This is a genomic window from Nocardioides alpinus (genome assembly GCF_900112035.1).
Taxonomy (GTDB): Bacteria; Actinomycetota; Actinomycetes; order Propionibacteriales; family Nocardioidaceae; genus Nocardioides; species Nocardioides alpinus.
Window position 1 is genome coordinate 276,881 of record NZ_FOKC01000004.1, and the last position, 26,136, is coordinate 303,016.

At 72.7% G+C, this 26,136-nt stretch carries 22 protein-coding genes, 3 tRNA genes and 1 pseudogene; 9 read left to right on the top strand and 17 right to left on the bottom strand.

Going from position 1 to position 26,136, the window contains the following annotated elements:
• Window positions 1-98: 98 nt before the first annotated feature.
• Window positions 99-356, bottom strand: coding sequence for a preprotein translocase subunit SecE (gene secE, locus BM127_RS11140; RefSeq protein WP_091198597.1), 258 nt, complete (start codon window positions 354-356; stop codon window positions 99-101).
• A 39-nt stretch (window positions 357-395) separates the two neighbouring features.
• A tRNA-Trp gene (locus BM127_RS11145) sits at window positions 396-468 on the bottom strand.
• A 163-nt stretch (window positions 469-631) separates the two neighbouring features.
• On the opposite strand from BM127_RS11145, the gene BM127_RS11150 reads away from it, so the two are divergent.
• On the top strand, window positions 632-1,654 hold the full coding sequence (locus BM127_RS11150; RefSeq protein WP_091198598.1) for an adenosine deaminase: 1,023 nt from the start codon (window positions 632-634) through the stop codon (window positions 1,652-1,654).
• 118 nt (window positions 1,655-1,772) lie between these two features.
• Here the strand turns inward: BM127_RS11150 and BM127_RS11155 are convergent, their stop codons facing one another.
• The 10 genes from BM127_RS11155 to BM127_RS11200 form a co-directional block, all read right to left on the bottom strand.
• Window positions 1,773-2,822 carry a UDP-N-acetylmuramate dehydrogenase gene (locus BM127_RS11155; RefSeq protein ID WP_091198601.1) on the bottom strand — a complete coding sequence of 350 codons (1,050 nt, stop codon included), beginning with the start codon at window positions 2,820-2,822 and terminating at the stop codon, window positions 1,773-1,775.
• The gene (locus BM127_RS11160) at window positions 2,815-3,219 is read right to left on the bottom strand and encodes a MaoC/PaaZ C-terminal domain-containing protein (protein WP_091198603.1); all 405 of its coding nucleotides are present in this window, start codon (window positions 3,217-3,219) and stop codon (window positions 2,815-2,817) included. The genes BM127_RS11155 and BM127_RS11160 overlap by 8 nt, the downstream gene beginning before the upstream one ends.
• A complete protein-coding gene (locus BM127_RS11165) occupies window positions 3,216-3,608 on the bottom strand; it encodes an FAS1-like dehydratase domain-containing protein (protein WP_091198605.1) in 393 nt (130 codons plus the stop codon). Before BM127_RS11165 ends, BM127_RS11160 begins: the two co-directional genes overlap by 4 nt.
• A gap of 123 nt (window positions 3,609-3,731) precedes the next feature.
• A complete protein-coding gene (rpmG, locus tag BM127_RS11170; protein WP_056602159.1) occupies window positions 3,732-3,902 on the bottom strand; it encodes a 50S ribosomal protein L33 in 171 nt (56 codons plus the stop codon).
• A 50-nt stretch (window positions 3,903-3,952) separates the two neighbouring features.
• Window positions 3,953-4,029 (bottom strand) — tRNA-Met (locus tag BM127_RS11175).
• Between the two features lie 40 nt (window positions 4,030-4,069).
• A tRNA-Thr gene (locus BM127_RS11180) sits at window positions 4,070-4,142 on the bottom strand.
• 82 nt (window positions 4,143-4,224) lie between these two features.
• The gene (locus tag BM127_RS11185; RefSeq protein WP_091198608.1) at window positions 4,225-5,631 is read right to left on the bottom strand and encodes an amidase; all 1,407 of its coding nucleotides are present in this window, start codon (window positions 5,629-5,631) and stop codon (window positions 4,225-4,227) included.
• A 111-nt stretch (window positions 5,632-5,742) separates the two neighbouring features.
• Window positions 5,743-6,324, bottom strand: coding sequence for a DNA-3-methyladenine glycosylase I (locus BM127_RS11190; protein ID WP_091198610.1), 582 nt, complete (start codon window positions 6,322-6,324; stop codon window positions 5,743-5,745).
• Window positions 6,325-6,327: 3 nt separating this feature from the next.
• Window positions 6,328-7,257, bottom strand: coding sequence for a pirin family protein (locus BM127_RS11195; RefSeq protein WP_091198612.1), 930 nt, complete (start codon window positions 7,255-7,257; stop codon window positions 6,328-6,330).
• 78 nt (window positions 7,258-7,335) lie between these two features.
• Entirely contained in the window at window positions 7,336-9,747 is a 2,412-nt protein-coding gene (locus BM127_RS11200; RefSeq protein WP_308249285.1) for an FdhF/YdeP family oxidoreductase, read from the bottom strand.
• Window positions 9,748-9,841: 94 nt separating this feature from the next.
• Here BM127_RS11200 and nemA point away from each other — a divergent pair, with 94 nt between their 5' ends.
• Genes nemA through BM127_RS11215 form a run of 3 tightly spaced genes read left to right on the top strand, consistent with a single transcriptional unit; the run spans window position 9,842 to window position 14,785 of the window.
• Complete coding sequence (nemA, locus tag BM127_RS11205; protein WP_231263186.1) at window positions 9,842-10,930, top strand: N-ethylmaleimide reductase; 1,089 nt, start codon at window positions 9,842-9,844, stop codon at window positions 10,928-10,930.
• A 52-nt stretch (window positions 10,931-10,982) separates the two neighbouring features.
• Window positions 10,983-12,872, top strand: a complete 1,890-nt coding sequence (locus tag BM127_RS11210; protein WP_091198618.1) for an ABC transporter ATP-binding protein — start codon at window positions 10,983-10,985, stop codon at window positions 12,870-12,872.
• Window positions 12,869-14,785: an ABC transporter ATP-binding protein gene (locus BM127_RS11215; RefSeq protein WP_091198620.1), complete on the top strand. Its 1,917-nt coding sequence runs from the start codon at window positions 12,869-12,871 to the stop codon at window positions 14,783-14,785. The genes BM127_RS11210 and BM127_RS11215 overlap by 4 nt, the downstream gene beginning before the upstream one ends.
• A gap of 114 nt (window positions 14,786-14,899) precedes the next feature.
• Here BM127_RS11215 and BM127_RS11220 read toward each other — a convergent pair whose 3' ends face one another.
• Window positions 14,900-16,111 (bottom strand): homogentisate 1,2-dioxygenase, encoded by a 1,212-nt coding sequence (locus BM127_RS11220; protein WP_091198622.1) that lies wholly within the window; start codon window positions 16,109-16,111, stop codon window positions 14,900-14,902.
• Window positions 16,112-16,176: 65 nt separating this feature from the next.
• Between BM127_RS11220 and BM127_RS11225 the strand changes: the two genes are divergently transcribed.
• From BM127_RS11225 to BM127_RS11235, 3 genes are read left to right on the top strand one after another with little or no spacing between them, the layout of a single operon-like run.
• Window positions 16,177-17,028, top strand: coding sequence for a hypothetical protein (locus BM127_RS11225; RefSeq protein WP_091198624.1), 852 nt, complete (start codon window positions 16,177-16,179; stop codon window positions 17,026-17,028).
• A complete protein-coding gene (gene fahA, locus BM127_RS11230) occupies window positions 17,025-18,272 on the top strand; it encodes a fumarylacetoacetase (RefSeq protein WP_091198626.1) in 1,248 nt (415 codons plus the stop codon). Before BM127_RS11225 ends, fahA begins: the two co-directional genes overlap by 4 nt.
• 51 nt (window positions 18,273-18,323) lie before the next feature.
• The gene (locus BM127_RS11235) at window positions 18,324-19,505 is read left to right on the top strand and encodes a glycosyltransferase (RefSeq protein WP_091198627.1); all 1,182 of its coding nucleotides are present in this window, start codon (window positions 18,324-18,326) and stop codon (window positions 19,503-19,505) included.
• Here the strand turns inward: BM127_RS11235 and mptB are convergent.
• Window positions 19,490-20,851: pseudogene (mptB, locus tag BM127_RS22810) on the bottom strand (polyprenol phosphomannose-dependent alpha 1,6 mannosyltransferase MptB); the annotation flags it as partial. The gene BM127_RS11235 and the pseudogene mptB overlap by 16 nt on opposite strands.
• A 100-nt stretch (window positions 20,852-20,951) precedes the next feature.
• Here mptB and BM127_RS11255 point away from each other — a divergent pair.
• Together BM127_RS11255 and BM127_RS11260 are read left to right on the top strand one after the other, a co-directional pair.
• Window positions 20,952-21,860: a phosphodiesterase gene (locus tag BM127_RS11255; protein WP_091198759.1), complete on the top strand. Its 909-nt coding sequence runs from the start codon at window positions 20,952-20,954 to the stop codon at window positions 21,858-21,860.
• A 22-nt stretch (window positions 21,861-21,882) separates the two neighbouring features.
• Window positions 21,883-22,563, top strand: a complete 681-nt coding sequence (locus tag BM127_RS11260; protein ID WP_091198634.1) for a histidine phosphatase family protein — start codon at window positions 21,883-21,885, stop codon at window positions 22,561-22,563.
• Here BM127_RS11260 and BM127_RS11265 read toward each other — a convergent pair.
• From BM127_RS11265 to BM127_RS11275, 3 genes are read right to left on the bottom strand one after another with little or no spacing between them, the layout of a single operon-like run.
• Window positions 22,560-23,813, bottom strand: a complete 1,254-nt coding sequence (locus BM127_RS11265) for an amidohydrolase (RefSeq protein WP_198554247.1) — start codon at window positions 23,811-23,813, stop codon at window positions 22,560-22,562. The two genes, BM127_RS11260 and BM127_RS11265, sit on opposite strands and share 4 nt — an antisense overlap.
• A 16-nt stretch (window positions 23,814-23,829) precedes the next feature.
• Complete coding sequence (locus BM127_RS11270; RefSeq protein ID WP_091198638.1) at window positions 23,830-25,170, bottom strand: MFS transporter; 1,341 nt, start codon at window positions 25,168-25,170, stop codon at window positions 23,830-23,832.
• Window positions 25,167-26,120 carry a carbohydrate kinase family protein gene (locus BM127_RS11275; protein ID WP_091198639.1) on the bottom strand — a complete coding sequence of 318 codons (954 nt, stop codon included), beginning with the start codon at window positions 26,118-26,120 and terminating at the stop codon, window positions 25,167-25,169. Before BM127_RS11275 ends, BM127_RS11270 begins: the two co-directional genes overlap by 4 nt.
• Window positions 26,121-26,136 lie beyond the last annotated feature (16 nt).

Below are 26,136 nucleotides of genomic sequence, written 5' to 3' on the forward strand. Positions count from 1 at the left end.
TCTCACTCCGTACGTCGTTGCTGGGGTCCGGTCTCGAGGACCGGGGCCGGGTTCACCCGGCGGGGGTCAGTGCGGCGGAGGCACTGCTCCGTCGTCGACTACTGGATGCTGCCGCCGCCGGTGAAGACCTCGAAGACCAGCTTTCCGAAAGCCAGGTCGAGCACCGTGACGATCGCCATCACTGCGATCACGAAGACCAGCACCACGAAGAAGTAGGTGATCAGCTGCTGCTGGGTGGGCCACACCACCTTGCGGAGCTCGGCCACCACCTGACGCAGGAACGTGACGGGGCTGGTGCGCCCACGGTCGTCGCCGCGCGAGTCGCGCCGGTCCTGAACCGCGTTGCCGTCGGCCACGTCATCCCACCTTCTCGTCGTTGCTGTGCAGTGTCCTCGCAGGGCACGAGGGACTTGAACCCCCAACCTTCGGTTTTGGAGACCGATGCTCTACCAGTTGAGCTAGTGCCCTCCGGCGACTCGTCCGCACGCGTCGGCCACGCACCACTGGGGGCATGGCGAAGCATGTGGCGAAACCACCAATCGAGAAGCATACGGGGATGACCCAGCGCCGTCGAACTGAGGCGGCCCACCGGCGGTCGGAGCCCGACGGGTCGGCCCCTACGATGCGTCGCATGGTGGGTGAGCGGCTTCGGGACGTGTCCGTGCTGCCCAAGGCGCACCTGCACCTCCACTTCACCGGCTCGATGCGCCACGGGACGCTGCTCGAGCTGGCCGAGCGGGACGGCATCGCGCTGCCGGACTCGCTGGTCGAGGACTGGCCGCCCCAGCTCAGCGCGGCCGACGAGAAGGGCTGGTTCCGCTTCCAGCGCCTCTACGACGTGGCGCGGTCGGTGCTGCGTACGCCGGACGACGTACGACGCCTGGTGCTGGAGGCGGCCGAGGACGACGTCCGAGACGGCGGTCGCTGGCTGGAGATCCAGGTGGACCCCAGCGGCTACGCGGCCCGTTTCGGCGGCATCACCGAGTTCACCGACCTCGTGCTCGACTGCGTCCGCGACGCCTCCGAACGCACCGGGCTCGGCATGGCGGTGGTGATCGCGGCCAACCGGACCCGCCACCCCCTCGACGCCCGCACGCTTGCCCGTCTCGCGGCCCAGTACGCCGGCCGGGGGGTCGTCGGTTTCGGGCTCTCCAACGACGAGCGGCGCGGTCGCACCGAGGACTTCGCGAGCGCCTTCCGCATCGCCGAGCGGGCCGACCTGCTCCTGGTCCCCCACGGCGGCGAGCTGCGTGGGCCCGACCACGTCCGCGAGTGCCTCGACGACCTCGGCGCGCAACGGCTCGGGCACGGCGTACGCAGCGCCGAGGACCCGGCGCTGCTGGACCGCATCGTCGCCGCGGGCGTGGCGCTCGAGGTCTGCCCGGTCTCCAACGTCTCGCTCGGCGTCTACTCCGACCTCACCTCGGTGCCGCTCCCCCAGCTCCTGGCCGCCGGCGCGACGGTGGCGCTCGGCGCGGACGACCCGCTGCTGTTCGGGTCCCGCCTGGCCGGCCAGTACGCCACGATGCGCGCCGCCCACGACCTCGACGACGCGACGCTGGCCCGGTTGGCGCAGATGTCGTTCGACGCGTCCCGGGCGCCGAGCCACGTGGTCGAGGCCGCGACCCGCGACATCGCCGCCTGGCTGGCCTGAGCCTCGGGTACCTGAGGACGTCCTGGTGGGTCGACAGGCCGTTCCACCCCCCATCTCGTCCCCAGCTATCCCGTGAGGGCGGGACCCCGTGAGGGCGGGACCCCGTGAGGGCGGTCGATCAGAGGGTGCAGCCGACCGTCACGGGCTCGTTGACCAGCCGGACGCCGAACTGATCCTCGACGCCGTCGCGGACCGCGCGGGCGAGGGTGAGGAGCTCCTCGGTGGTGGCGTCACCGCGGTTGGTGAGGGCCAGCGTGTGCTTGGTCGACAGGCTCACGCGGTCGCCGGCGTCGGGGCTGGTCCAGCCCTTGGCGAAGCCGGCGTGCTCGATCAGCCACGCGGCACTCGACTTCCACGTGCCGTCGGCCTGCTCCCAGCGCGGCGCGTCCTCGGGGAGCGCGGCGACCTGGTCGGGCGTGAGGAACGGGTTGGTGAAGAACGACCCGGCGCTCCAGGTGTCGTGGTCGGCGGGGTCGAGGACCATGCCCTTGCCCCGACGCAGGCCGAGGACGGCCGAGCGGACCTCGGCGATCGGCGCCCGCTCGCCCTCGGCCACGCCCAGGCTGCGGGCCAGCTCGGCGTAGCGCACGGGAGCACCGAGGACGCCCTGGCGGAGCTGGAAGGTGACGTCGAGGACGACGTGGCGTCCGGGGTCGGCCTTGAACCGACTGGCCCGGTAGCCGAACTGGCACTCGCTCGCGGCGAAGGTGCGTACGCCGTTGAGGTTGCGGTCCCACACCCGGACCCGGGCGATCGTCTGCGAGACGTCCTGGCCGTAGGCGCCGACGTTCTGGATCGGGGTCGCGCCGACCGACCCCGGGATCCCGGCGAGGGCCTCCACGCCGATCCAGCGGCGCTCGACGGCGTGGGCGACCAGGTCGTCCCACGCCTCCCCCGCAGCCACCGTCACGGTGGCGCCGGAGCACGACGGGTCGCCGGAGTCGTCGACGTCGGCCACGATGCCGCGGGTGGCGACCTCGACGACCCGACCGTCGAAGCCGGCGTCCGCGACGACCAGGTTGGAACCACCGCCGAGCACGAGCACCGGCGTGCCGGAGAGGTCGGCCTCGGACACGGCCGCGACCAGCTCGGCCTCGGTGGTGGCACGCACCCAGTCGCGGCCGGGGCCGCCGAGGCGCAGCGTGGTGTGGTCGCGCAGGTCAGGCACTGACGGTGGCCTCGCGCACGACGGCCCTGGGCATGCCGAGCACCTTCTTGCCGTCGCACGTGACCTCGAGCGCGAGCGTGACGAGGCCGTCGGCGACCGACTTCACGGTGCCGCCGACGACGACCTCCGCACCGCCGTCTGCGGGTACGACGACGGGGCTGGTGAACTTCGCTCCGAGGTCGACGACCTCGGCGGAGCCCGTCCACTCCGCGACGGCGGTGCCGACCAGGGCGAGGGTGTACATGCCGTGGGCGATCACGCCGGGGAGGCCGACGCTGAGGGCGACCTCCTCGTCCTGGTGGATCGGGTTGTGGTCGCCGCTCGCGTGGGCGTAGGCGACGAGGTCGGCGCGGGTGATCGTGAAGACCCGCTGCGCGAGGACGTCTCCGGGATTCATGCCGCACCTCCGTGCACGAGCGTGGCCTTGCCCGTGCAGACGACCGCGCCGGAGGCGTCGGTGATCTCGCTGCTCGTGGCGATGATGTCGGCGCCGCCGATCTGGCGCAGCCCGGTGACGGTCAGCGTGGCGCTGAGCTCGTCACCGACGGCGATCGGTCGGGCGTAGGCGAAGCGCTGCTCCCCGTGGACGATGCGGTGCAGGTCGATCGCCTCGGCGTCGAGGAAGGCCTGCATGGCGTCGAAGGCCAGCACGATCGGGAAGGTCGGTGGGACGTCCTCACCGGGGTGGGCGACGGCGGCCGCGAAGTCGCCGACCCGCTCGGCGGTGACGGTCAGGGGTGCCGGCGCGGGGAACTCGCGCCCCACCAGGGAGGGGTCGACGGGCATGTCACGACCCTAGCCGGGAGCGACGCAGTCGCGCACGGCGTGGGTCGGGAGGTCGAGCAGGCTCCGGGAAGCACAGCGACCCGTCCGAGGACTCGGACGGGTCGGATGCGGTGGAGAAGAGCGTCAGCGGGTCTCGCGGTGCGCGGTGTGAGCGCGGCAGCGCGGGCAGAACTTCTTCAGCTCGATCCGGTCGGGATCGTTGCGACGGTTCTTCTTGGTGATGTAGTTGCGCTCCTTGCACTCCGTGCACGCGAGCGTGATCTTGGGGCGAACGTCAGAGCTCTTGCTGGCCATGGGAATCCTTGGGTTGCGGGGTGGTGCGGTGTGAGGCTGGCTGGTCTTGGTGGTAGCGGGGGCGGGACTCGAACCCGCGACACCACGATTATGAGCCGTGTGCTCTAACCACCTGAGCTACCCCGCCGCGGAGGCCGGTTCGCCCCGGGGGGCGAGATCCGATCCAGAGCCCCTTTACGGAATCGAACCGTAGACCTTCTCCTTACCATGGAGACGCTCTGCCGACTGAGCTAAAGGGGCAACGACGGAGAACGATACACAGCGCCACGATGGATGAGAAATCGGCTCCTGAGGGCCTCCGAGCGGGCCCTCGCAAGGCCCCTCAGACCGCCTGGATCCGGGGCCATCCGACGGCTTCCTCGAGCTCGTAGGCCAGGCCCAGGAGGCGGGCCTCGCGGCCTGCACCGGCGCCCAGCATCATCCCCTGCGGCAGCCCCGAAGCAGTGGTTGCGAGGGGGAGCGAGACGGCCGGCTCACCGGTCGCGTTCTGCAGGGGCGTGAAGGCCACCCACTCCATCAACCGGCCCATGATCTCGTCGTAGTCCTGGTCGGGACACAGGTGCCCGACCAGGGGCGTCTCGGTGGCCAGCGTCGGCGTGAGGGTGACGTCGTACGACGCCCGGTGGCGGGCCGCGAGCCGCTGCGAGCTGCGGAGGACCGCGATCGAGAACGGCTGCTTGTGCAGGTTGCGGGCGGCGTGCCTGGCCAGCCCGAGGGTGAGGTTGTCGAGCTTGGTGGGGTCCCAGGTGTCGCCGAAGTCCTTGTGCCCGCGCCGGGAGATGGCCAGCGCGAGGATCGACCAGAAGCGCACGAAGTGGACGGGGAAGCTCGCCGGGACCGGGTTGTCGATCTCCTCGACCTGGTGGCCCAGCGACTCCAGCAGTGCGGCCGTCCTCAGTGTCAGCTCACGCACCTCCGGCGAGCTGTCGCGGCCGATGCCCTGGGTGACGACGGCGATCCGCAGGCGCGCCTTGCTGGGTCGCGTGACGTCGCCGACCGGAGCGAGCAGCGGGTTGCGCCAGACCTTCTCGGCCTCGCGGTAGAACGCGGCGGTGTCGCGCACGCTGCGGGTCAGCACGCCGTCGGAGACGATGCGCACCGGCATGTCGCGCATCATCTTGTCCTGCGCCAGCCTGCCGCGGGTGGGCTTGAGCCCGACCAGTCCGTTGACCGCGGCCGGGATCCGGATCGAGCCACCGCCGTCGTTGGCGTGGGCGATCGGCACCGCCCCGGCGGCGACCAGTGCCGCCGACCCGGCCGAGGAGGCGCCCGCGTAGTGGTCGGTGCTCCACGGGGACCGGACGGGCCCGAGGCGCAGGTGGTCGGCAGCGCCGGAGAAGCCGAACTCGGAGAGCTGCGTCTTGCCGAGCGGGATCAGGCCGGTGGCGAGGTACATCCGGGCGAAGTCGCCGTCGGCCTGCTGCGGTGCGCCGGTAAAGGCGTCGCTGCCGTGCTGGGTCGGCATGCCGGCCACGTCGACGTTGTCCTTGACGAAGGTCGGGACCCCCGCGAACCAGCCGCCGCGCGGGTGGCGCGCCTCGTCGCGGGCCCGGTCGTACGCGGCGTACGCCACGGCGCCGAGGGCGGCGTCGACCTGCTCGGTGCGGGCGATGGCGGCGTCGACGACCTCCGGGACCGACACCTCGCCGGCCGCGAGGGCCGCCACCAACCCGGTGGCGTCGAGGTCGGTCAGGGCATCGTCGCCGGTGAAGGCGTGCACGCGGGTCATGTCACGACCCTAGTGCGGCGCGAGGCACGAGCGCTGGGCGTGGGACGGGAGGTCGAGCGGCCCCGCGACCGAGCTCGCGAGGTCGCGACGGGTCATGCCGAGACCTGGAGGCTAGCCGGCGCAGCCCCGCCGGTGGCACCCCTCGAGGTGGTCGTCGACGAGGCCGATGGCCTCCATCAGGGCGTACATCGTGGTCGGCCCGACGTGGGCGAACCCGGCCTTCTTGAGGGCCTGGGAGAGCGCGAGCGACTCGGGCGAGGTCGTGGGCACGTCCGCGGTCGTCACCGGGGCCGGAGCGGGCTCGGGACGGAACGACCAGATGAACGCCTCGAGCCCGCCCTCGGCCCGGAGTGCGACGGTGGCCCGCGCGTTGGCGATCGCGGCGTCCACCTTGCGGCGGTTGCGGACGATGCCGGCGTCGGCCATCAGCCGCTCGACGTCGGAGTCGTCGTACGCCGCCACCGTGTCGGCGTCGAAGTCCGCGAACGCCGCGCGGAAGTGCGCGCGCTTGTTGAGGATCGTCAGCCAGGAGAGCCCGGACTGGAACGCCTCGAGGGTGAGCCGCTCGAGGTGGGCGGCCTCACCGGCGACGCGCATCCCCCACTCGGTGTCGTGGTAGGCGCGGTTGACCGGGTCACCTGCTCCCCAGGGACAGCGGGCCACGCCGTCGTCGCCCACCACTGCTGCAGCCACGCGTCAGTGCCTGAGCTTGAGTCGGACGTGGGGCATCTCCGGGGCAGGGATCGAGTCGAGGTCGATGTCCACCACGCCGAAGCGCCCGTCAACCCGGCGCCCGTCGTGCTCCGCTGTGCGCAGCTGCGACTGCCACTCCTCGCGGAAGCCGACGATCTCCTCGTGGGTGCGTCCGATGAAGTTCCACCACATGACGATCGCCTCGCCGAAGGGCGGGCCGCCGAGGACCAGGAGGCGGGACTCCTCGTGCGCCGTGATCGTCAGCGTCCCACGGCCGACCGGGGCGAAGGCGAGGTCGCTGGGCTTGAGCTCGGTGCCGTCGACGTCGATGACACCGACGTCCAGGAGCACCCCGTGCTCGAAGGACTCGTCGACCTCGATCTCCAGGGTGCGTCCGGTGGCGAGCATCAGCTCGACGCCGAGGAGCGGGGTGTGGGTGGCCACCGGCGAGCTCGCCCCGAGCAGGGAGCCGAGGAAGACGCGCGCCTCCCACCCGGGGCCGCGGACCGGCGCCGGCACGAAGTGCTCGAAGCCGGGGCCGGTGTCCCGGCTGTCCTCGGGCAGCGCGATCCAGAGCTGGGCGCCGTGGAGGACGGAGGTGTCGGAGGTGGAGACCTCGGAGTGGCTGATCCCCCGGCCCGCCGTCATCAGGTTGAGCTCGCCGGGGCGTACGACGGCGTGGTTGCCCGCCGAGTCGCGGTGCTCGATCTCGCCCTCGAAGAGCCAGCTGGCCGTCTGCAGCCCGGTGTGCGGGTGCGGCGCCACGACCATCCCGCCGGTCTGCTCGACCTCGTCCGGACCGTAGTGGTCGACGAAGCACCAGGCACCGATCAGGGAGCGGTGACGCTGCGGGAGCGTGCGTCGTACGCGCATGGCCCTGGGGCCACCCAGCGGGACCTCGCGCGAGGTGAGCACGTCGATGTGCGTGGTCATCGCTGCCCACGGTACCGGTCTGCGACCAACGCGTGCGGCCGCTCGCCCCAGAGCCCTACTTTGGTCGGACGGTGGCCCTCAGCTCAGGTGGTGCGGGTGGTCCTCACGGTGCGAGCCGGCCCCCTGGTCCGCGGAGCCGTGCGAGTCCCCCTCGCCCTGGCCCGCCTCCTGCGGACGGTCCAGGCGGACCACGACGGACTTGTAGACCGGCTGGTTGCTCTTCTCGGCGGTGGAGTCCAGCGGGACCAGCGCGTTGGCCTCGGGGTAGTAGGCCGCCACACACCCTCGCGGCTGGTCGTACGGGACGACGCGGAACGACCGGGCCATCCGCTCGACGCCGTCGTGCCACTCGCTGACCAGGTCGATGATGTCGCCCTCGGCGTAGCCGAGGTCGCGGATGTCCTCGGGGTTGACGAAGATCACGCGCCGACCGCCCTTGACGCCGCGGTAGCGGTCGTCGAGGCCGTAGATCGTGGTGTTGAACTGGTCGTGCGAGCGCATCGTCTGCAGCAGGAAGCGCCCGCGTGGCACGTCGAGCACGTCGAGCGGGGTCGAGGTGATGACCGCCTTGCCGCTCGGGGTCTCGAAGATCCGGTTGTCGCGGGGCGGGTGCGGCAGCACGAAGCCGCCGGGCTGGTCGACCTTCTCGTCGTAGGACGCACAGCCGGGGACGACCCGCGCGATGCGGCGGCGGATCTCGGTGTAGTCCTCCCGGAAGGCGGCCCACGGGACGGGCGACTCCTCACCGAGCGTCGCCAGGGCGAGCGAGCAGACGATGTCGACCTCCGAGCGCAGGTGCTCCGACGGCGGGTCGAGCGGGCCGCGCGAGGAGTGCACGGCCGACATCGAGTCCTCGACGGTCACCCGCTGCGCCCGACCGCCGGTGAGGTCCTTCTCGCTGCGGCCCAGCGCCGGCAGGATCAGCGCCTCGCCGCCGTGCACGACGTGCGAGCGGTTGAGCTTGGTGGAGACGTGGACGGTCAGGGCGGCGTTGCGCATCGCCGACTCGGTCGCCACGGTGTCGGGCGCGGCACCGACGAAGTTGCCGCCCATCCCGAAGAAGACCCGGATCTTGCCGTCACGCAGCGCCTGGATGGAGCCGACGGTGTCGAGGCCGTGCTCGCGGGGCGGCTCGAAGCCGAACTCGTCGCGGATGGCGTCGAGGAAGTGGTCGGGGACCCGCTCCCAGATCCCCATCGTCCGGTCGCCCTGGACGTTGGAGTGCCCGCGTACGGGGCACACGCCCGCCCCGGGCTTGCCGATGTTGCCCTGCAGCAGGGCGACGTTGACGATCTCCTTGATGGTGCCCACGGCGTTGTGGTGCTGGGTGATGCCCATCGCCCAGCAGGTGATCGTGGCCGGGGAGTCCGCGACCATCCGGGCCACCTCGGTGACCTGCTCGCGGGTGAGGCCGGTCGACGCCTCGACCTTGCCCCAGTCGAGGTCCGCCACGTGCGCGGCGTACTCGGTGAGCCCGGTCGTGTACTCAGCGAGGAAGTCGTGGTCGAGCGCGTCCCACTCGATGAGCAGCGCGCCGATCGCCTGGAAGAGGGCGAGGTCGCCGTTGAGGCGGATCGGCACGTGCAGGTCGGCCAGTGCGGTCCCGACGGCGAGCCCCTTGGCGTGCTGCGGGTTCTTGAAGCGGACCAGGCCCGCCTCCTGGAGCGGGTTGATCGAGATGATCTTCGCGCCGTTGCTCTTGGCCTCCTCCAGCGCGGAGAGCATCCGCGGGTGGTTGGTGCCGGGGTTCTGCCCGACGACGAGGAGCAGCTTGGCCTGGTGGATGTCCTCGAGGCTGACCGAGCCCTTGCCGATCCCGATCGTCTGGCCCAGCGCCGACCCGGAGGACTCGTGGCACATGTTGGAGCAGTCGGGGAGGTTGTTGGTCCCGAAGGCCCGTACGAAGAGCTGGTAGACGAACGCGGCCTCGTTGGAGGTCTTGCCCGAGGTGTAGAAGGTCGCCTGGTCGGGGTGGTCGAGGCGTTGGAGGTGCCCGGCGATGGTGCTGAAGGCGTCGTCCCACGAGATCGGCGTGTAGTGGGTGGCACCGGGTCGCAGCACCATCGGCTCGGTGATACGACCCTGCTTGCCCAGCCAGAACTCCGACCGCCCGGCGAGGTCCTCCACCGAGTGGCTCGCGAAGAACTCGCGGTCGAGCAGCTGGCGGGTCGCCTCCTCGGCGACGGCCTTGGCGCCGTTCTCGCAGAACTCGGCGGCGTGCCGGTGGCCGGGCGCCGGGTCCGGCCAGGCACAGCCCTGGCAGTCGAAGCCGTCGACCTGGTTGAGCCGGGTCAGCGTCGACGCGGTGCGGCGTACGCCCATCTGGCCGATCGCCCGGCGCATCGCGACGGCGACGGCCGTGGCACCTGCGGCCGCGTGGGACGTCGACTCGATCTCGACCTCGGTCTCGTCGATGTCGCGGGCGGGCACCTGACGGGACTCGTTGCGGAGTCGGGCCGGCATGTCTCGCAGCTGGGAGAGGAGCGTCACCCGGCCCATCCTGCCCCGCGGGTGGTGCGCAGCACACCGCCCCCAGGGGTCCCGTTCGAGGAATAGCCCACCGCTGGCGCCGGTTGGCCCCCTCGTGCCCTCACTCCTCGAACCCCTGGCCCTCGGTGCCGTCCGCACGGACAACCGAGTGCTGATGGCCCCGCTCACCCGGATGCGGGCCACCGTGCCGGGCGACGTGCCCAACGCGCTGATGGCTGAGTACTACGCCCAGCGGGCGAGTGCCGGGCTGATCGTCTCGGAGGGCACCCAGGTCAGCCCCGAGGGCAAGGGCTACATGGACACGCCCGGCATCCACAGCGACGAGCAGGTCGCCGGGTGGCGCACGGTCACGGACGCCGTGCACGAGGCGGGAGGCCTGATCGCCGCCCAGCTGTGGCACGTCGGCCGCGTCTCCCACGAGTCCTTCCATGACGGTGGGCTGCCGGTGTCGGCCAGTGCCCAGCCCTACCGCAACCGCACCACCGTGCGCGGCGAGGACGGCCGCCCGACGCGGGTGAGCTGCCCGACGCCGCGGGCGCTCGGGCTCGACGAGATCCCGCGACTCCTCGAGGACTTCCGCCGGGCCACCGTCAACGCCCGCGAGGCCGGCTTCGACCTCGTCGAGATCCACGGCGCCCACGGCTACCTGCTCCACCAGTTCCTCGCCGCCGACGCCAACCAGCGCACCGACGAGTACGGCGGTGGGCTGGCGGACCGGGCCCGCCTCATGCTCGAGGTGACCGACGCCGTCATCGGCGCCTGGTCGTCCGACCGCGTGGCCATCCGGATCTCCCCGATCGGCTCCTTCAACGGCACCGACGACCCGGAGGGGCGCGACGCCGGTCTCCACCTGGCCGGTGAGCTCGGCCGTCGCAACCTCGCCTTCCTGCACGTCTCCGAGCCCGACTGGGCCGGCGGCCCGGAGCTCGACGACGACTACCGGCTCGCGCTGCGTGCCGCCCACCCCGGCCCGATCGTCGGCGCCGGCAGCTACGACCGGGAGAAGGCTGACCGGCTGCTCGCAGCGGGTCTCATCGACGCCGCGGCGTTCGGTCGAGCGTTCATCGCCAACCCCGACCTGCCGCGCCGCCTGGCCGAGGGACTCCCCCTCAACCCGCAGCGGCCGGACTCGTTCTACGGCGGCGACGCCGAGGGCTACGTCGACTACCCGGCGTACGCCTGAGTCCTTTAATGCGTCGTGCCCGACGGGCACCCGCACCTAGGCTCGAGACGACATGCAGGACTTCCCACCCCGGATCGCGACGTTCTTCTCCGGCTCAGACGACGCACCCACCCCGGACCCCGACACCCGGTCGCCCGCGGCATTCCTGAGGTGGATGCTCCGCCAGCAGTGGCAGGTCATCGCATGGTCGACGCTGGCGTGCCTGCTGTGGTTGATGCCCCTCACCTTCGGTCCCTACATCTTCGGACGCGCCGTCGACGAGGGGATCCTGGCGGGCTCGCGCAGCGCCCTCCTGGGGTGGGCCGGTGTCATGCTCGCCGTGGTCCTGGTCGGCGGCGTCTTCGGCGTCGTCTTCCACACGCTGGTCGTGCGCAGCTGGCTGATCAGCCTCTACGGCACGACCCAGATGGTCACCCGCAAGATCGCGCAGATGGGCCACGTGCTCCCGCGCCGCTCCCCCACCGGCGAGATCCTCAGCGTCTCGTCGAGCGACTCCGACGAGTTCGGGGCCCTGACCGAGATCCTGGCGCGTTCGGTCGCCCAGCTCGTGTCCTACCTGACGGTCGCCGCCATCGTGCTGTCGATGTCGTGGCAGCTCGGCGTGGTCGTGCTCGTCGCCGCGCCGGTGCTCCTCGGGGCGGCGCTGCCCCTCCTGCGGCCGCTGCACCGGCGCCAGCAGGTCGAGCGCAGCCGCAACTCCGAGCTCACGTCCATGGCCACCGACATCGTGGCCGGGCTCCGCATCCTGCGAGGGATCGGCGGCGAGGAGACGTTCGGCCGCAACTACGCCGAGCAGTCCCAGCAGGCCCGCCGCGCAGGTGTCTCCTCGGGGATCTGGCAGGCCGCGGTCGAGGCCGTGGGCGTGCTGTTCTCCGGCGTCTTCCTCGTGACGCTGGTGTGGCTCGGGACGCGGCAGGTCGACGCCGGCGAGCTGAGCGTCGGCCAGCTGGTGAGCTTCCTGGGCTACGGCCTCTTCATGGTCGGCCCGATCCGCACCTTCTTCGAGCTCGCGCAGAAGTCCACCCGGGCGCTGGTGAGCGCCCGCAGGGCGATCGCCATCTTCGAGCAGCGGCCGCCGTGGCGTGAGCCCTCCGACCCGCAGCCGCTCGACGGCCGGCGGGAGATCGTCGACGAGCTCAGCGGCTTCACCGCCCACCCCGGACAGCTGACCGTCATCGTGAGCGCCGTGCCCGAGCAGAGCTCGGCCCTCGCGGACCGGCTGGGCCGCTACCTGCCGCCCGACACCGACCCGGTGGGCGAGGACGACGGCGACGGGCTCAAGGGCCGGGCCGCCCGACAGGCGCGCGCCGACCGCGAGCGCCGCCGCGCGCGCATCGCCGCCCGCGACGAGGCCGTCGCGACGCGGGAGTGGGGCGTACGCCTCGGCGACGTGGACCTGTCCGCGGCCCGCCTCGACGACGTGCGCAGCCAGGTGCTGGTCAGCGACACCGGCAGCAGCCTCTTCGCGGGAACGCTCCAGGACGCGATCGACCCGCACGGCCGGCTGACCCGCGAGCAGGCCGAGGCGGCGCTGCGCGTCGCCAACGCCGAGGACGTCTACGACGCCCTCCCGGAGGGCTGGCAGGGCCAGCTCGACGAGCGCGGCCGGGGCCTCTCCGGCGGCCAGCGCCAGCGGGTGGTGCTGGCGCGCGCGCTCGCCGCCGATGCACCGATCCTGGTGCTGGTCGAGCCGACCTCGGCCGTCGACGCCCACACCGAGGCCCGCATCGCCGAGCGGGTGACCGACCTCCGCCGAGGACGTACGACCGTGGTCTGCACCGTCTCCCCGCTGTGGCTGCACCACGCCGACCGGGTCGTGCTGCTCCGCGACGGCCTCGTCGCCGCCGAGGGCGAGCACGCCGCGCTGCTCGAGCACGACGCGGCCTACCGCGACGTCGTGCTCAGGGCGATGGACGACGTGGACGAGGAGGTCTCGTCGTGACCGACCTGTTGCAGACCTCCCCCGACACCTGGCGCGACCGCACCACCGATCCGCCGGTCGTCCCGCCGGAGCTGGTCCCGCCGACGGACGCCTCGCGCCGCGAGCGCGTGCACGCCTTCTGGCAGCGCCACGACGTACGCCGCCAGCGCGCCGAGGACGTCTACTCCGCCTCGCGCAACCCCGAGCGGGGCTGGCCGGTGGCGGGCAACCGCGAGGTGCTGGCCTTCTTCCGCGACCTGCTGTCGCGGCGACGCAAGGCGTTCGCGGTGCTCGTCGTGCTCAACGCGCTCGCCGCCGTGGCCGGGCTCGTGGTGCCGCGCCTGCTCGGCGAGCTGGTCAACACCACCGTGGACGGCACCGGGCGTCCGCTCGGCCAGCTCGCCCTCGTGATCATCGCGGTCGTGCTGGCGCAGGCCGGCTTCACCTTCCTCGCCCAGCGCACGTCGACGATCTTCGGCCAGGACCTGCTGTCGACCGCGCGCGAGTTCATCGTCCGCACGATCCTCCGCCTGCCCCTCGGTGCCGTCGAGAGCGCGAGCACCGGCGACCTCGTCACCCGCGTCACCCGCGACGTCGGCACGATGAGCCGATCGGTGCAGTACGGCGTGCCGATGGCGATCATCTCGCTGCTGACGGTGGTGCTCTCGATCGTCGCGATGCTGCTCAACTCGGTGGTCCTCGCGGTGCCGGCGCTCCTCACCTTCGCCACGTCGAGCTGGGCGGTGCGCACCTACCTGCGGCGCGCGCCCAAGGCGTACATCACCGAGGGCGCCACCTACTCGCGCATCAACACCACGCTCACCGAGACCGTCGAGGGCGCCCGCACCCTCGAGTCGCTCGGCCTCTCCGGTGTCCGGGTCCGCGCCGGCGACGCCGACATCGAGGTCTCGGCGCAGGCCGAGCGCTACACGATGTCGCTGCGCAACATCCTCTTCGCGGCCCTCAACTTCGCCTTCCAGACACCGCGCGTCATCACCCTGCTGGTCGGGGCGTACGCCTACTCGCAGGGCTGGGTCGACCTGGGCCAGATCACTGCGGCCGTGCTCTACGTCGAGGCGCTGGCCGACCCGCTCGACCGGCTGATCAGCGAGATCGACCGGCTGCAGGTCGGTGCCGCGTCCACGAGCCGGCTGCTCGGGATCGCCGAGGTCAGGCCGGACCGCACCCCCGGGGAGCGGCTGCCCGACGGCATCGAGCTGGTGGGCGAGGACCTCCGCTTCGCCTACCGCGAGGGCCACGACGTGCTGCACGGCGTCGACCTCCGCCTCGGAGCCGGGGAGCGGCTCGCCATCGTCGGCCCCAGCGGGTCGGGCAAGTCGACCCTCGGCCGGCTGCTGTCCGGCATCAACCGACCGCGTACGGGCTCCGCGAGCGTCGGCGGGGTCGAGCTGGTCGACCTGCCGCTGGAGGTGCTGCGCACCGAGGTCGCCCTCGTGACCCAGGAGCACCACGTCTTCATCGGCTCCGTGCGCGACAACATCGTGCTGGCCCGCGAGGGCTCCGACGATGACGCGGTCCGCGAGGCGCTCAGCGCGGTCGGCTCGCTGCTCTGGGTCGAGCGGCTGCCGCAGGGACTGGACACGATGATCGGCTCCGGCCGCTACGCCCTCACGCCCGCACAGGCCCAGCAGGTCGCGCTGGCCCGGCTGATCATCGCCGACCCCCACACCCTGGTCCTCGACGAGGCGACCTCGCTGATCGACCCGCGCACCGCCCGGACGCTCGAGGGGTCGATGAACAACCTCCTCGCAGGGCGCACCGTCGTGGCGATCGCGCACCGCCTCCACACCGCGCACGACGCCGACCGGATCGCCGTCGTCATCGACGGGCGGATCGTCGAGCTCGGCAGCCACCACGAGCTCGTCGAGCTCGACGGGGAGTACGCCGCGCTCTGGCGCGCCTGGACCTCCTGACGCGCGTCGCCCGGCCTACCCGTGCGGGCGGTGGTCCAGCCACATTCGAGACGTGCGGAGTGTGGCCCCGCCACCGCCGTCGGGCGGGTCCCCGCAACACTCCCGGCGACCTGGTCAGCTGTTGCTGAAGACCGCCGGCGAGTCCCCGCCGTCGGGGCCACGGCCGGCCCAGGTCCAGGCGTAGGCCGGGTCCTCCACCGCGAGACCGCCCTCGCCCAGCTCGAGGGGAGCGAAGGTGTCGACCATGACGGCGGACTCGTCGAAGTAGTCGGCACCGAGCGAGGCCTCGATCGCGCTCGGCTGCGGACCGTGGGCGTGGCCGCCCGGGTGCAGGCTGATCGAGCCGAGGTTGATGCCCGATCCCTTGCGCGCCTCGTAGTCGCCGCCGACGTAGAACATGACCTCGTCGGAGTCGACGTTGGAGTGGTAGTAGGGCACCGGGATGGCGAGGTCGTGGTAGTCGACCTTGCGCGGCAGGAAGTTGCAGATCACGAAGTTCCAGCCCTCGAAGACCTGGTGGACCGGCGGCGGCTGGTGGACCTTGCCGGTGATCGGCATGTAGTCCTCGATGTTGAACGTGTAGGGGTAGAGGCAGCCGTCCCAGCCGACCACGTCGAACGGGTGGGTGGCGTACGTCAGCCGGGTGCCGACGATGCCCGCACTGGTGCGGTGCTTGACCAGCACCTCGACGTCAGTGCCCTCGGCCTCGAACGTCGCGGTCGGACCGTGGAGGTCTCGCTCGCAGAACGGCGCGTGCTCGAGGAACTGGCCGAAGCGCGAGAGGTAGCGCTTGGGCGGGTGGATGTGGCTGTTGGCCTCGATCGCGTAGAGCCGCGACGGCTCGGCCGGCACCCAGCGGTGGTCGGTCGCGCGCGGGACCAGGACGTAGTCCCCGGCGCGGTAGGGGATGACGCCGAAGACGGTCTCGACGGTGCCGGTGCCGGACTCGACGTAGACGCACTCGTCACCGATGGCGTTGCGGTAGAGCGGACTCGGGTCGGTGCCGGTCACGACGTAGCCGATGCGGACGTCGTTGTTGCCGAGGACCAGGCGGCGCCCCTCGACCGGGCAGGGGCCGGTCCGGAGGTCGTGCAGCTTGAGGTGGCGCGGCTTGAGCGGGTGGTTGGGGGTGCGCGACTGGTCGGGCAGGTCCCAGACCTGGCTGTCGGTGATCGCGCTCGGCACCCCGCGGTGGTAGAGCAGCGAGGAGTCGGACGAGAACCCCTCCTCGCCCATCAGCTCCTCGCGGAACAGGTGGCCGTCGTCGTCGCGCAGCTGGGTGTGGCGCTGGCGGGGCAGTCGGCCGAGTGCTCGGTAGTGGGCCATCCGTCGCATCCAATCATCCGATTATCGGACGCAGGTGTCCGCTATCTGGTGGTTAGAGTAGCCCCGTGAGCGCTTCTCCTGCACCCGTCGATCTCGCCCCGTGGCCCGACCTGTGGCGCGGCCTCGTCGACGACGCCGCGATCTTCCCGCCCGGCGACGTCCCGGTCCACGACGCCACCGCGGCGTACTCGGCCCGTCGGGCGGAGCCGTACGCCGCACTGGTCGGCAGCTTCGTCCTGCGCGACACCGACCTCCCGCTGGTGCGCGGGTTCGGTGCGCCGCTCTCGGTCGTCGTCACCGGGGGCGCCGGCCAGCTGGCGGGTCCGCTCGGGGCCGCCGCGCGCCTCGGGCTGGAGGTGGCGGGCGTCGAGATCGCGGTGCGTGACCACGACGACCCGGTCGGCAACGTACGTCGCATCGACGCCGCCGCGCGCGCCGCGGACGTCGATGCGCCCGTCTTCATCGAGATCCCCGGCCCGGTCACCGCGGCCTGGTTGGCCGCCGCCGACGAGGTCGCCGCGCGCGGCCACCGGCTCAAGCTGCGCCTGGGCCACGTCGACCACGACCTCATTCCGGACGCGCCCACCGTGGCCGCCTGGATCGACGCGTCGCTCGACCGGGAGACGCCCTTCAAGGCCACCGCGGGGCTGCACCGCGCCGTGCGCCACGAGGCCGAGGGCGGTGGTGCGCACGGCTTCCTCAACGTCCTGGTCGCGACCCAGGTGCTGTGGGACGGCGGGTCGGTCGCGGACGCGACCGACGCCCTCGAGCAGCGCGACGGTGCCTCCCTGGCCGCGACCGACCTCCCGTCGGCGCGCCGGTGGTTCACCTCGTTCGGCTCCTGCTCGGTGACCGAACCCCTCGACGACCTGACGGCCCTCGGACTCCTGTCCGCGGGCGGAGCGGAGCACGCATGACCACGACCCCTCACCCGGCCGCCCCGACCTGGGTGCCCGGCGCCGCCGGCTCCGGCTTCGACGTCGACCACCTTCCCTTCGGTGTCTTCGCCCGCTCCGGCGAGCACCCGCGCGTCGCCGTGCGCATCGGCGACCAGGTGCTCGACCTGAGCATCGTGGCCGCCGCCGACATGGTCGACACGCACGCCCTCTTCGACCAGCCCACGCTCAACCCGTTCATGGCCGCCGGACCGACGGTGTGGGCCTCCACCCGCGCCTGGATCACCGGCCTGCTCACCGACCGGACCGAGCGCGACCTGGTGGAGCCGGCGTTGTCCCACGTCGACTCGGTGCGGATGCTGATGCCGTTCACGGTCGGCGACTACGTCGACTTCTACGCCTCCGAGCACCACGCCTCCAACGTCGGTCGGATGTTCCGCCCCGACTCCGAGCCGCTGCTGCCCAACTGGAAGAACCTCCCCGTCGGCTACCACGGCCGGTCGGGCACCGTCGTCGTCTCCGGGACCGACGTCGTACGGCCGTGCGGCCAGCGGGTTTCGACAGGCTCGACCGACGCCGCGGCACCTCGCCCGACCTACGGCCCGTCGGCCCGCCTCGACATCGAGGCCGAGCTCGGCTTCGTCGTGGGCGTGCCGTCGGCCATGGGCGAGCGTGTGTCCACGGCCGACTTCGCGCGGCACACCTTCGGCGTGGTGGGCCTCAACGACTGGTCGGCGCGCGACATCCAGGCCTGGGAGTACGTCCCCCTCGGCCCGTTCCTCGGCAAGTCCTTCGCCACCTCGATCAGCGCGTGGGTCACGCCGCTGGCCGCGCTCGACGCCGCGTGGACCGACCTGCCGGGCCAGGACGACCCGGAAGTGCTCGACTACCTGCGCGTCGACGGCCCGGCGGGCCTCGACATCGACGTCGAGGTGGTGCTCGAGGGCGAGGTGATCGCGCGACCGCCCTACCGCACCATGTACTGGTCCCCGGCCCAGATGCTGGCCCACACCACCGTCAACGGCGCGAGCGTCCGCACCGGCGACCTGTGGGGCTCCGGCACCGTCTCCGGGCCCGACCACGACCAGCGCGGCTCGCTGCTCGAGCTGAGCTGGGGTGGCAAGGAGCCGTTCACCCTCGCCGGGCGCGAGCGGACCTTCCTCGAGGACGGCGACGAGGTGACGCTGCGTTACTCCGCGCCGGGTGCCGGCGGCGGCCGGATCACCCTCGGCGAGGTCACCGGTCGGATCCTGCCGGCCCGCTGACGGCAACGCCGCGCTCGCCGTCCGTTCACCTGGCTGCGCGAGCCTGCGCGCATGCGCATCGCCCAGCTGGCCAACTTCGTCGGACCCGCCTCGGGCGGGATGCGTACGGCCCTCCGGGCCCTGGGCGAGGGCTACGTCGGCGCCGGCTGCCGGCGGCTGCTCGTCGTGCCCGGACCGGAGGACGCGAGGACCTCGACACCGCTGGGTGACGTCGTGCAGCTGCGTGCCCCCCGGGTCGGCGGCGGCTACCGGCTCATCGTCGAGCCGTGGCGGGTGACCGAGGTGCTCGAGCAGTGGCGGCCGACGTCGATCGAGCTCAGCGACAAGCTGACCCTGCTCCCGGTCGCCCGGTGGGCGCGCCGCAACGGCGTCGGCTCGGTCCTCCTCTCCCACGAGCGGCTCGACGACATGCTCGCCCTCCGCACCGGCCTGGACGCCACGTCCAAGGTCTCCGTCGGCCTGCTCAACCGGCTGCTGGTGCGCAGCGTCGACACCGTCGTGGTGACCTCGTCCTACGCGCAGGGCGAGTTCGCCGAGGTGGCCGCCGCGGCGGGCTGCCCCGTCGTACGCGTGCCCCTCGGGGTCGACCTCGCGACCTTCCGCCCGCACCACCGCGGGCCCGTCGAGGTGCTCCGGCTCGTCCACGCCGGCCGATTGTCCCGCGAGAAGAGCCCTCACCTCGCGGTGGCGACGGCCGTCGAGCTGCACCGTCGCGGCATCCCGCTCCGGCTGGACGTCTACGGCGTCGGCCCGCACCGCGACGAGCTCGTGGAGATCGCCGCCGACGCGCCGGTCCGGTTCCGTGGGTACGTCGACTCCCCCGCGCGCCTCAGTCGCGCGCTCGCACTCGCCGACGTGGCCCTCAGCGTGTGCCCGGGCGAGACCTTCGGCCTCGCCGTGCTGGAGGCGCTGGCGTCGGGGACGCCGGTCGTGACCGCGGACCGGGGCGGGGCGCGGGAGCTGGTGGACGAGACCTCGGGCGCCTGGGCGAACCCCGATCCGGTCTCCCTGGCGGACGCCGTCGTCGAGCTCGCAGGACGACCGGTGCCTGCCCGTCGGGGCGGCGCTCGCGCCCGGGCCGAGCGCTACCCGTGGTCGACGACGGTCGCGTCGATGCTCGAGGTCCACTCGTCGGTGGAGATGCCGGCCAGCCGCTCGCGGGCCCGTCGGGTGATCAGCAGCAGCACGGCGACGGCGGCGACGACCAGGGACCCGATCACGATCGCCAGGTAGGCGCCGTGCAGCGACGAGTCCATCGGCGCGACCAGTCCGCCCACCAGCGACACCGCGACGACGGCTCCCGACGCGCCGCGCCCGAGCCGCTGCACCGCGACGAACGGAACCACCCACAGGAAGTACCAGAGGTGGACCACCGGGCTGAGCGCGACGGCCGCGGCCATCACCAGCGCCAGCCCCCGCACCGCCTGTCCGGGATCGGCGGTCGGCAGCCGGAGCAGGATCCAGCCGGAGGCGGCGACGATGCCGACCTGCGCCACGAGCCGGACCAGGTCGAGGAACGTCCCGTCCGGGGTGCCGAGCCCGACGAGCTGCGCGACGAGGTCGAGCCACCCTCCGAGCAGCGTCGGCAGTGACAGGGGTGTGTTGACCGTGCCCGGCACCGCCAGGGCACCGAGCCACCCGATGCCGAGCCCCCACACCAGGCCCGGCAGCACGAGCGCCGCGACCGCCACGGCCGCCACCCGGGCGGCGTGACGCACCCGTACGGCAGCGCCGGCCGCGGCGGGCGCGGTAACGAGCACGATCGCGACGCAGACGAGGCCACCGGGAAGCTTCACACCGGCAGCCAGGCCGCCGAGGACGGCGCCGGCGACCCAGCCGTGCTCGCGCGCCACGACGAGGGCGGCCGCCATCAGTCCCGCCATCAGGAGGTCGTTGTGGAGACCGGCGACGCCGTTGGCGACCATCAGCGGTGAGGCCAGCACCAGGCAGGAGGCGAGCGCGGGGTTCGCGCCGCACCACCGGGCCAGCCGCGGCACCGCCCACGCCAGCAGGAGCAGGCCGACCAGGGCCATCACCCGGTGGGCGACCACCAGCAGCCAGGGGTCCGCGGTGAGGCCGGCGGCGAGGTCGCCGCCGATGAGCGGGACGGGCCCGTACGGCGCGGGCGTGGCCATCCAGCGCGGGTCGACGCCCTCGACGATCGGACCGGGGATCGAGCGAGGGCCGACCAGGCTCCACGGGCCGTAGTCGTAGGGCGAGATGCCCCGGTGCGCCAGCGTCCCCTGGGCGGCGTACGACCAGCCGTCACGGGAGAAGAGCGGCGGGGCCACCAGCAGGGGCAACGCCCAGGCGACGGTCGCGAGACGGACCCGCGCGAGCACCGCTGCCTGCTCGCGGGCGTCGGCGCGGGCGGCCGTCCGGCACAGGTGGAGCCAGGCCGAGGCCAGCATGCCCAGCCCGACGAGGACGACGACCAGGCCGAGCATCCGCCCCACCGGTGCGCCACGGAGGACCTGGAGCAGGTCGGACTCGGCGACGACCGCACTGGGCGGGATGGTCGCCACGACGAGACCGCCGAGCAGCACGAGCACACTGCCCGCCAGCCCCTTGGTCACCACGGAGCGGACGTTAGGTGGCCTTCCCGACCGCCGTCCGACCTGCCGGTGAACGCGAGGCCAACCCCTCCGTCCCCTCCCGCGAGGGTCCTAGGCTGTGGCCGTGAAGCAGCTCGGTCAGTACGCCGCCGCGCGGCACGCCGTCGCGCACCTGTCCGACCCGCACCTGATCGGTGGCGGCGGACTGCACTACGGCGTCATCGACAACGTCGCCCACCTCCGTCGGGCGATGGACCGGCTGGCCGCCGTACGTCCCGCTCCGCAGGCGCTGGTCTTCACCGGCGACCTCGCCGACCGGGCCGAGCCGGACGCCTACGCCGTGCTGCGCTCGATCGTCGAGCCGGCCGCCGCAGAGATGGGCGCGATCGTGGTCTGGACGATGGGCAACCACGACGAGCGTGGACCGTTCGCGAGAGGCCTCTTCGACTCCGACGACGACGGCTTCCAGGACCGGGTGCACCACATCGACGGGCTGCGGATCGTCGCGCTCGACACGAGCGTGCCCGGCTACCACCACGGCGACCTCCGTCCCGAGCAGCTGGCCTGGCTCGCCGAGGTGCTCAGCACTCCTGCGGAGCACGGCACCCTCCTGGCGATGCACCACCCGCCGCTCCCGCTGCCGATGATCCGGGCGGCCGAGCTCATCGAGCTGCACGACCAGCAGGCCCTCGCCGACGTCATCGCCGGCACGGACGTGCGCGGCATCCTGGCCGGTCACCTGCACCTCACGACCTGGTCGACCTTCGCCGGCGTGCCGGTGTCCGTGGCGTCCGCCAGCTGCTACACCACCGACCCGGCTCCCGTCGACCGGTTCGTCTCCGGAGTCGACGCCGGCCAGGCGTTCACCATGGTCCACGCCTACGACGACCGGCTGGTGCACACCCTCGTCCCGCTCGAGCGGGGCGTCGAGGTGAGCCACGTCGGCTCCGACATCGCCGAGGCCGTCGAGGCCGTGCCGATCGACCAGGCACGCGAGCTGGCCTCCTCCAAGACCTCCCAGTTCAACAACTGACCCCACCTCCAAGGACTCCTTCGTGCGACTGCTGCTGATGCGCCACGGCCAGACCCATGCCAACGTCTCGGGCGAGCTCGACACCGCCCACCCCGGTGTCGACCTGACCGACCTCGGGCGCGCCCAGGCCCTCGCAGCCAGCAAGGTGCTGGCCGACGAGCACCTCGACGCGATCTACGTCTCCAGCCGCGTGCGTACGCACCAGACGGCGGCGCCGACCGCTGAGCACCGGGGCCTCGAGCTGACCCACCTCGACGGGCTCGAGGAGATCTCGGCGGGCGACTTCGAGATGCGCAGCGACCACGACGCCGTCGCCGGCTACGTCGGCTCGGTGGCCACGTGGCTGGAGGGCGACCTGGCCCACCGCATGCCCGGCGCCGAGACCGGCGAGGAGTTCCTGGCCCGCTTCGACGCAGCGGTCCGAGCGATCGTCGACGCGGGCCACGACGCGGCCCTCGTGGTGAGCCACGGGGCCGCCTTGCGCACCTGGGTCTCGACGCGGATGGAGGCGCACCCGGACGCGCCACCCGCGACCCAGCCGCTGCACAACACCGCACTGATCGTGCTCGAGGGGGACTTCGAGGCCGGCTGGCGGATGGTGTCGTGGCAGGAGCACCCGGTCGGCGGGGAGCTCCTGGAGGACCCGAGCGCGGAGGACCCGACCGGCGACCTCGACCCGGACGGCGACGGCGAGATCGGTTAGACGGGACCCAGCCAGACCAGGGCTGCCGACACGAGTGCGCTGACACCGATGCCGAGAGTGGGCTGGATGACCGGTGCGTAGGCCGGCGAGTGGTTGGACGGCAGGGACGCCATCACGCGCTGCATCGCCGGCACGTCCGCGGCGCCGTCGAACGCGGCCGGATCGGCCCCGCCCAGCAGCCAGAAGACGCAGGGCGCGCCCGCGGCAGCGGCCAGCACACCGACGTCCTCGCTCCCGGTCACCGGCCCGGGATCGACCACGGCGGTCACCCCGACGGTTCCGGTCAGGGCTGCCCGCGTCCGTTCGACGGCGTCGGCGTCGTTGACGACCGCCGGCGCCGACTCGTAGGCCACGATCTCCGGTCCCACCGGTGCTCCGGCGGCCGCGGCCTCCGCCTCCACGATGCGTGTGATCGCGGCCAGCACCACGCCGCGGACGTGGGGGTCGTAGGTGCGCACGTTGACCAGCAGCTCGGCCTGCTCCGGGATGATGTTGGCCTTCGTGCCGGCTCGCGAGGCACCCACCGTGACGACCGCGGTGTCGGTGGCGGCGACCTCGCGCGAGACGATCGTCTGGAGTCGCATCACCGTGGACGCGGCCATGACGACGGGGTCGACGGTGGCCTCCGGACGAGAGCCGTGCCCTCCCGCCCCGGTCAGCGTCACCCGCAGGCTGTCCGTCGCCGCGAAGGCCGGTCCCGACGTCAGACCGAGCGCGCCGGCGGGGAGCGGCGCGACGTGCTGGCCCAGCACCACGTCGGGCCGCGGGACGAGGTCGTACAGCCGGTCGTCCACCATCGCCGCTGCTCCCCTCGCCACCTCCTCCGCGGGCTGGAACAGCACCACAAGCGTTCCCGTCCAGCCTGCGTCCGCGGCCAGGGTGGCGGCCGCACCCAGCAGGCAGGTGACGTGCACGTCGTGCCCGCACGCGTGCATGACCGCGACGTCGACGCCGTCGGGGTCGAGCGCCCGGGCCGTGCTGGCGTAGGGCAGGCCCGTCGCCTCCTCCACGGGCAGTCCGTCCATGTCCGCCCTCAGCAGGGCGACCGGTCCCTCGCCGCGCGCCAGGACGCCGACGACACCTGTGATGCCAATGCCTTCGTGGACCTCGAAGCCGCACTCACGCAGCCACGCGGCTGCGAGCCCGGCCGTCCGGCGCTCGGAGAACGACAGCTCCGGATGGGCGTGCAGGTCGCGGTAGACGTCCTCGAGACGGCTCATCAGGTCCGGATCCGCAGGCGGTGTCGTCATGGCTCACAGTAGGCCGTCAGACGCCCTCCGTGCCGATACCCGGATGGACGAAGGGATGGCCGGCCTTCATCTGCTCGACCGAACCCGGGTGGACGCGGGCGAGGTGGGCCAGCCCGCGACGGCGGTAGCGCAGGGTCTGGACGATGCCGAGGGCCCAGAAGACGTACTGCACCGCGAGCGCGAGCTTGAAGTCGTCCAACGTGTAGGCATCCATGCCGCCGGGGTTCGAGAGGTCGAGCACGATCCCGATCAACGCCATGGTGAGCAGCGAGGCGGTGAAGCCGCCGACGTTGATCAGGCCGTTGGCACGTCCGGTCTGGTGCGTCGGGGTGAAGGACCGGGCGAGGTCGAACGCGACCATCGCCGCGGGCCCGCCGCTGGCGGTGGCGAAGGCCATCACCACGACGAGCCAGTCCGGCGCGGCGCCCGGCCACAGCAGCACCGCGGTCCACGGCACCACCATCGCGATGACGACGCCGACCACGATCCACGAGCGGTAGTAGGGCAGCCGCGCCACCAGTCGGGCGAGGGCGAGCCCGCTCACCACGGCCCACGCCGTCATCGCCATCAGCAGCGTGCTCGCGCCGGTCGGGGTCCAGCCGAGCCCCTGGACCAGGAACGGATAGCCCCACAGCAGGGCGAACACCGTGGCGGAGAACTGCGACACGAAGTGGGACCACATGCCCAGCCGTGTGCCGGGGTTGCCCCAGACCGTGCGGACCGACCCCGCGAGCGCGCGGAGCTTGATCGCCACGACCTCGTCGCGGCGGTAGGGCGAGTCCTTGACGACGAGCACCACCGCGACCAGCAGGACCACCCCGAGGCTCGAGGTCAGTGCGAAGGCCTTCGTCCAGCCGAGCGTGTGCAGGAGGTAGGCCAGCGGGCCGGCCGCGGCGATCGCGCCGAGCTGGCCGGACAGGCCCGTCAGCTGGGTGACCATCGGCCCCTGCCGCACGAGGAACCACGCGGTCACGAGGCGGATCACGCTGACGAAGATCATCGCGTCGCCCGCACCCAGCACCGCGCGCGAGAGTACCGCGATGCCGAAGGAACCGGAGAAGGCGAACCCCAGCTGGCCGGCGGTCATCAGCACCAGGCCGCAGAGCAGCATCGCCCGCGAGCCGAAGCGGTCCAGCAGGACGCCGACCGGCACCTGCATGCCGGCGTACACGACGAGCTGGAGCACCGTGAACGCCGCCAGGCTGGTGGCGCTGATGTGGAAGCGGTCGGCGGCGATGATGCCCGCGACGCCGAGCGAGCTGCGGTGGAAGACAGCCAGGACGTAGACCGCGAGCGCCACCAGCCAGATCACCCACGCACGTCGCCTGCCGATGTCGTGGATCTGCTCGGCACTCACTCCGCGGGCGCTCCGGGCCCGCCGAGGGCGGCAGTGAGCTCGGCGCGGTCCGGCGGGTCCGCACCGGGGCGGGAGACGGTGACTGCGGCACCGATGGCAGCCGTGGTGACGACGTCGAGCAGGTCGCGGTCGGAGAGCGCCCGGAGCGCCTCGGCGCCTGCGGCGCCGCGGACGCCGAGGGAGAGGAGCGTGTCGATCAGCACGCCGCTGAACGTGTCGCCCGCGCCCACCGTGTCGGCCACGACGACGGGCACGCCCGGCACCTCCAGGGTCGTGCCGTCGGGGCGTACGGCGATCGCGCCGGCGCCGCCGCGGGTGACCACGACGAGCCCCGGGCCCATCGACGCCCAGCGGGTGGCCGTCGCGACGGGGTGGTGGTCCGGGTGGAGCCACTCGAGGTCCTCGTCGCTGACCTTGACCACGTCGGCGAGGGCCACCAGCGCCTCGACCCGGGCGACGGGGCCGGTGCGGTCCGGGGTGATGGAGGGACGGGCGTTGGGGTCGAGCGAGACGAGGGCGCGGCCACGGCGGGACCGGACGGCGTCGAGGACTGCGTCGGCACCCGGCTCGAGCACGGTGGCGATCGAGCCGACGTGGATCACGTCGCACTCCTCGTCCGGCACGGACGCGAGGTTCCAGTCGAGGTCGAAGACGTAGGACGCCGCCCCGGTCGCGTCCAGCGTGACCGCGGCGGTGGACGTCCGGCCGGAGGCGGTCGGCTGCGCCAGGACGGTGACGTCACTGGCCTCGAGCCAGGAGCGCACCACCGCGCCGCGCTCGTCGTCGCCCAGCAGGGTCACCAGGCGTACGTCGCGCCCGAGCCGGCCGAGCGTGATCGCGACGTTGGCGGGGCTGCCGCCGGGCAGGTCCTGGGGGTGCCCGTCCCGGTCCGGCACGACGTCGACGAGCGCCTCGCCGACGACGAGCACCTTCGGCTGTGCGTCCGTCATGGCCCCCATCATGCCG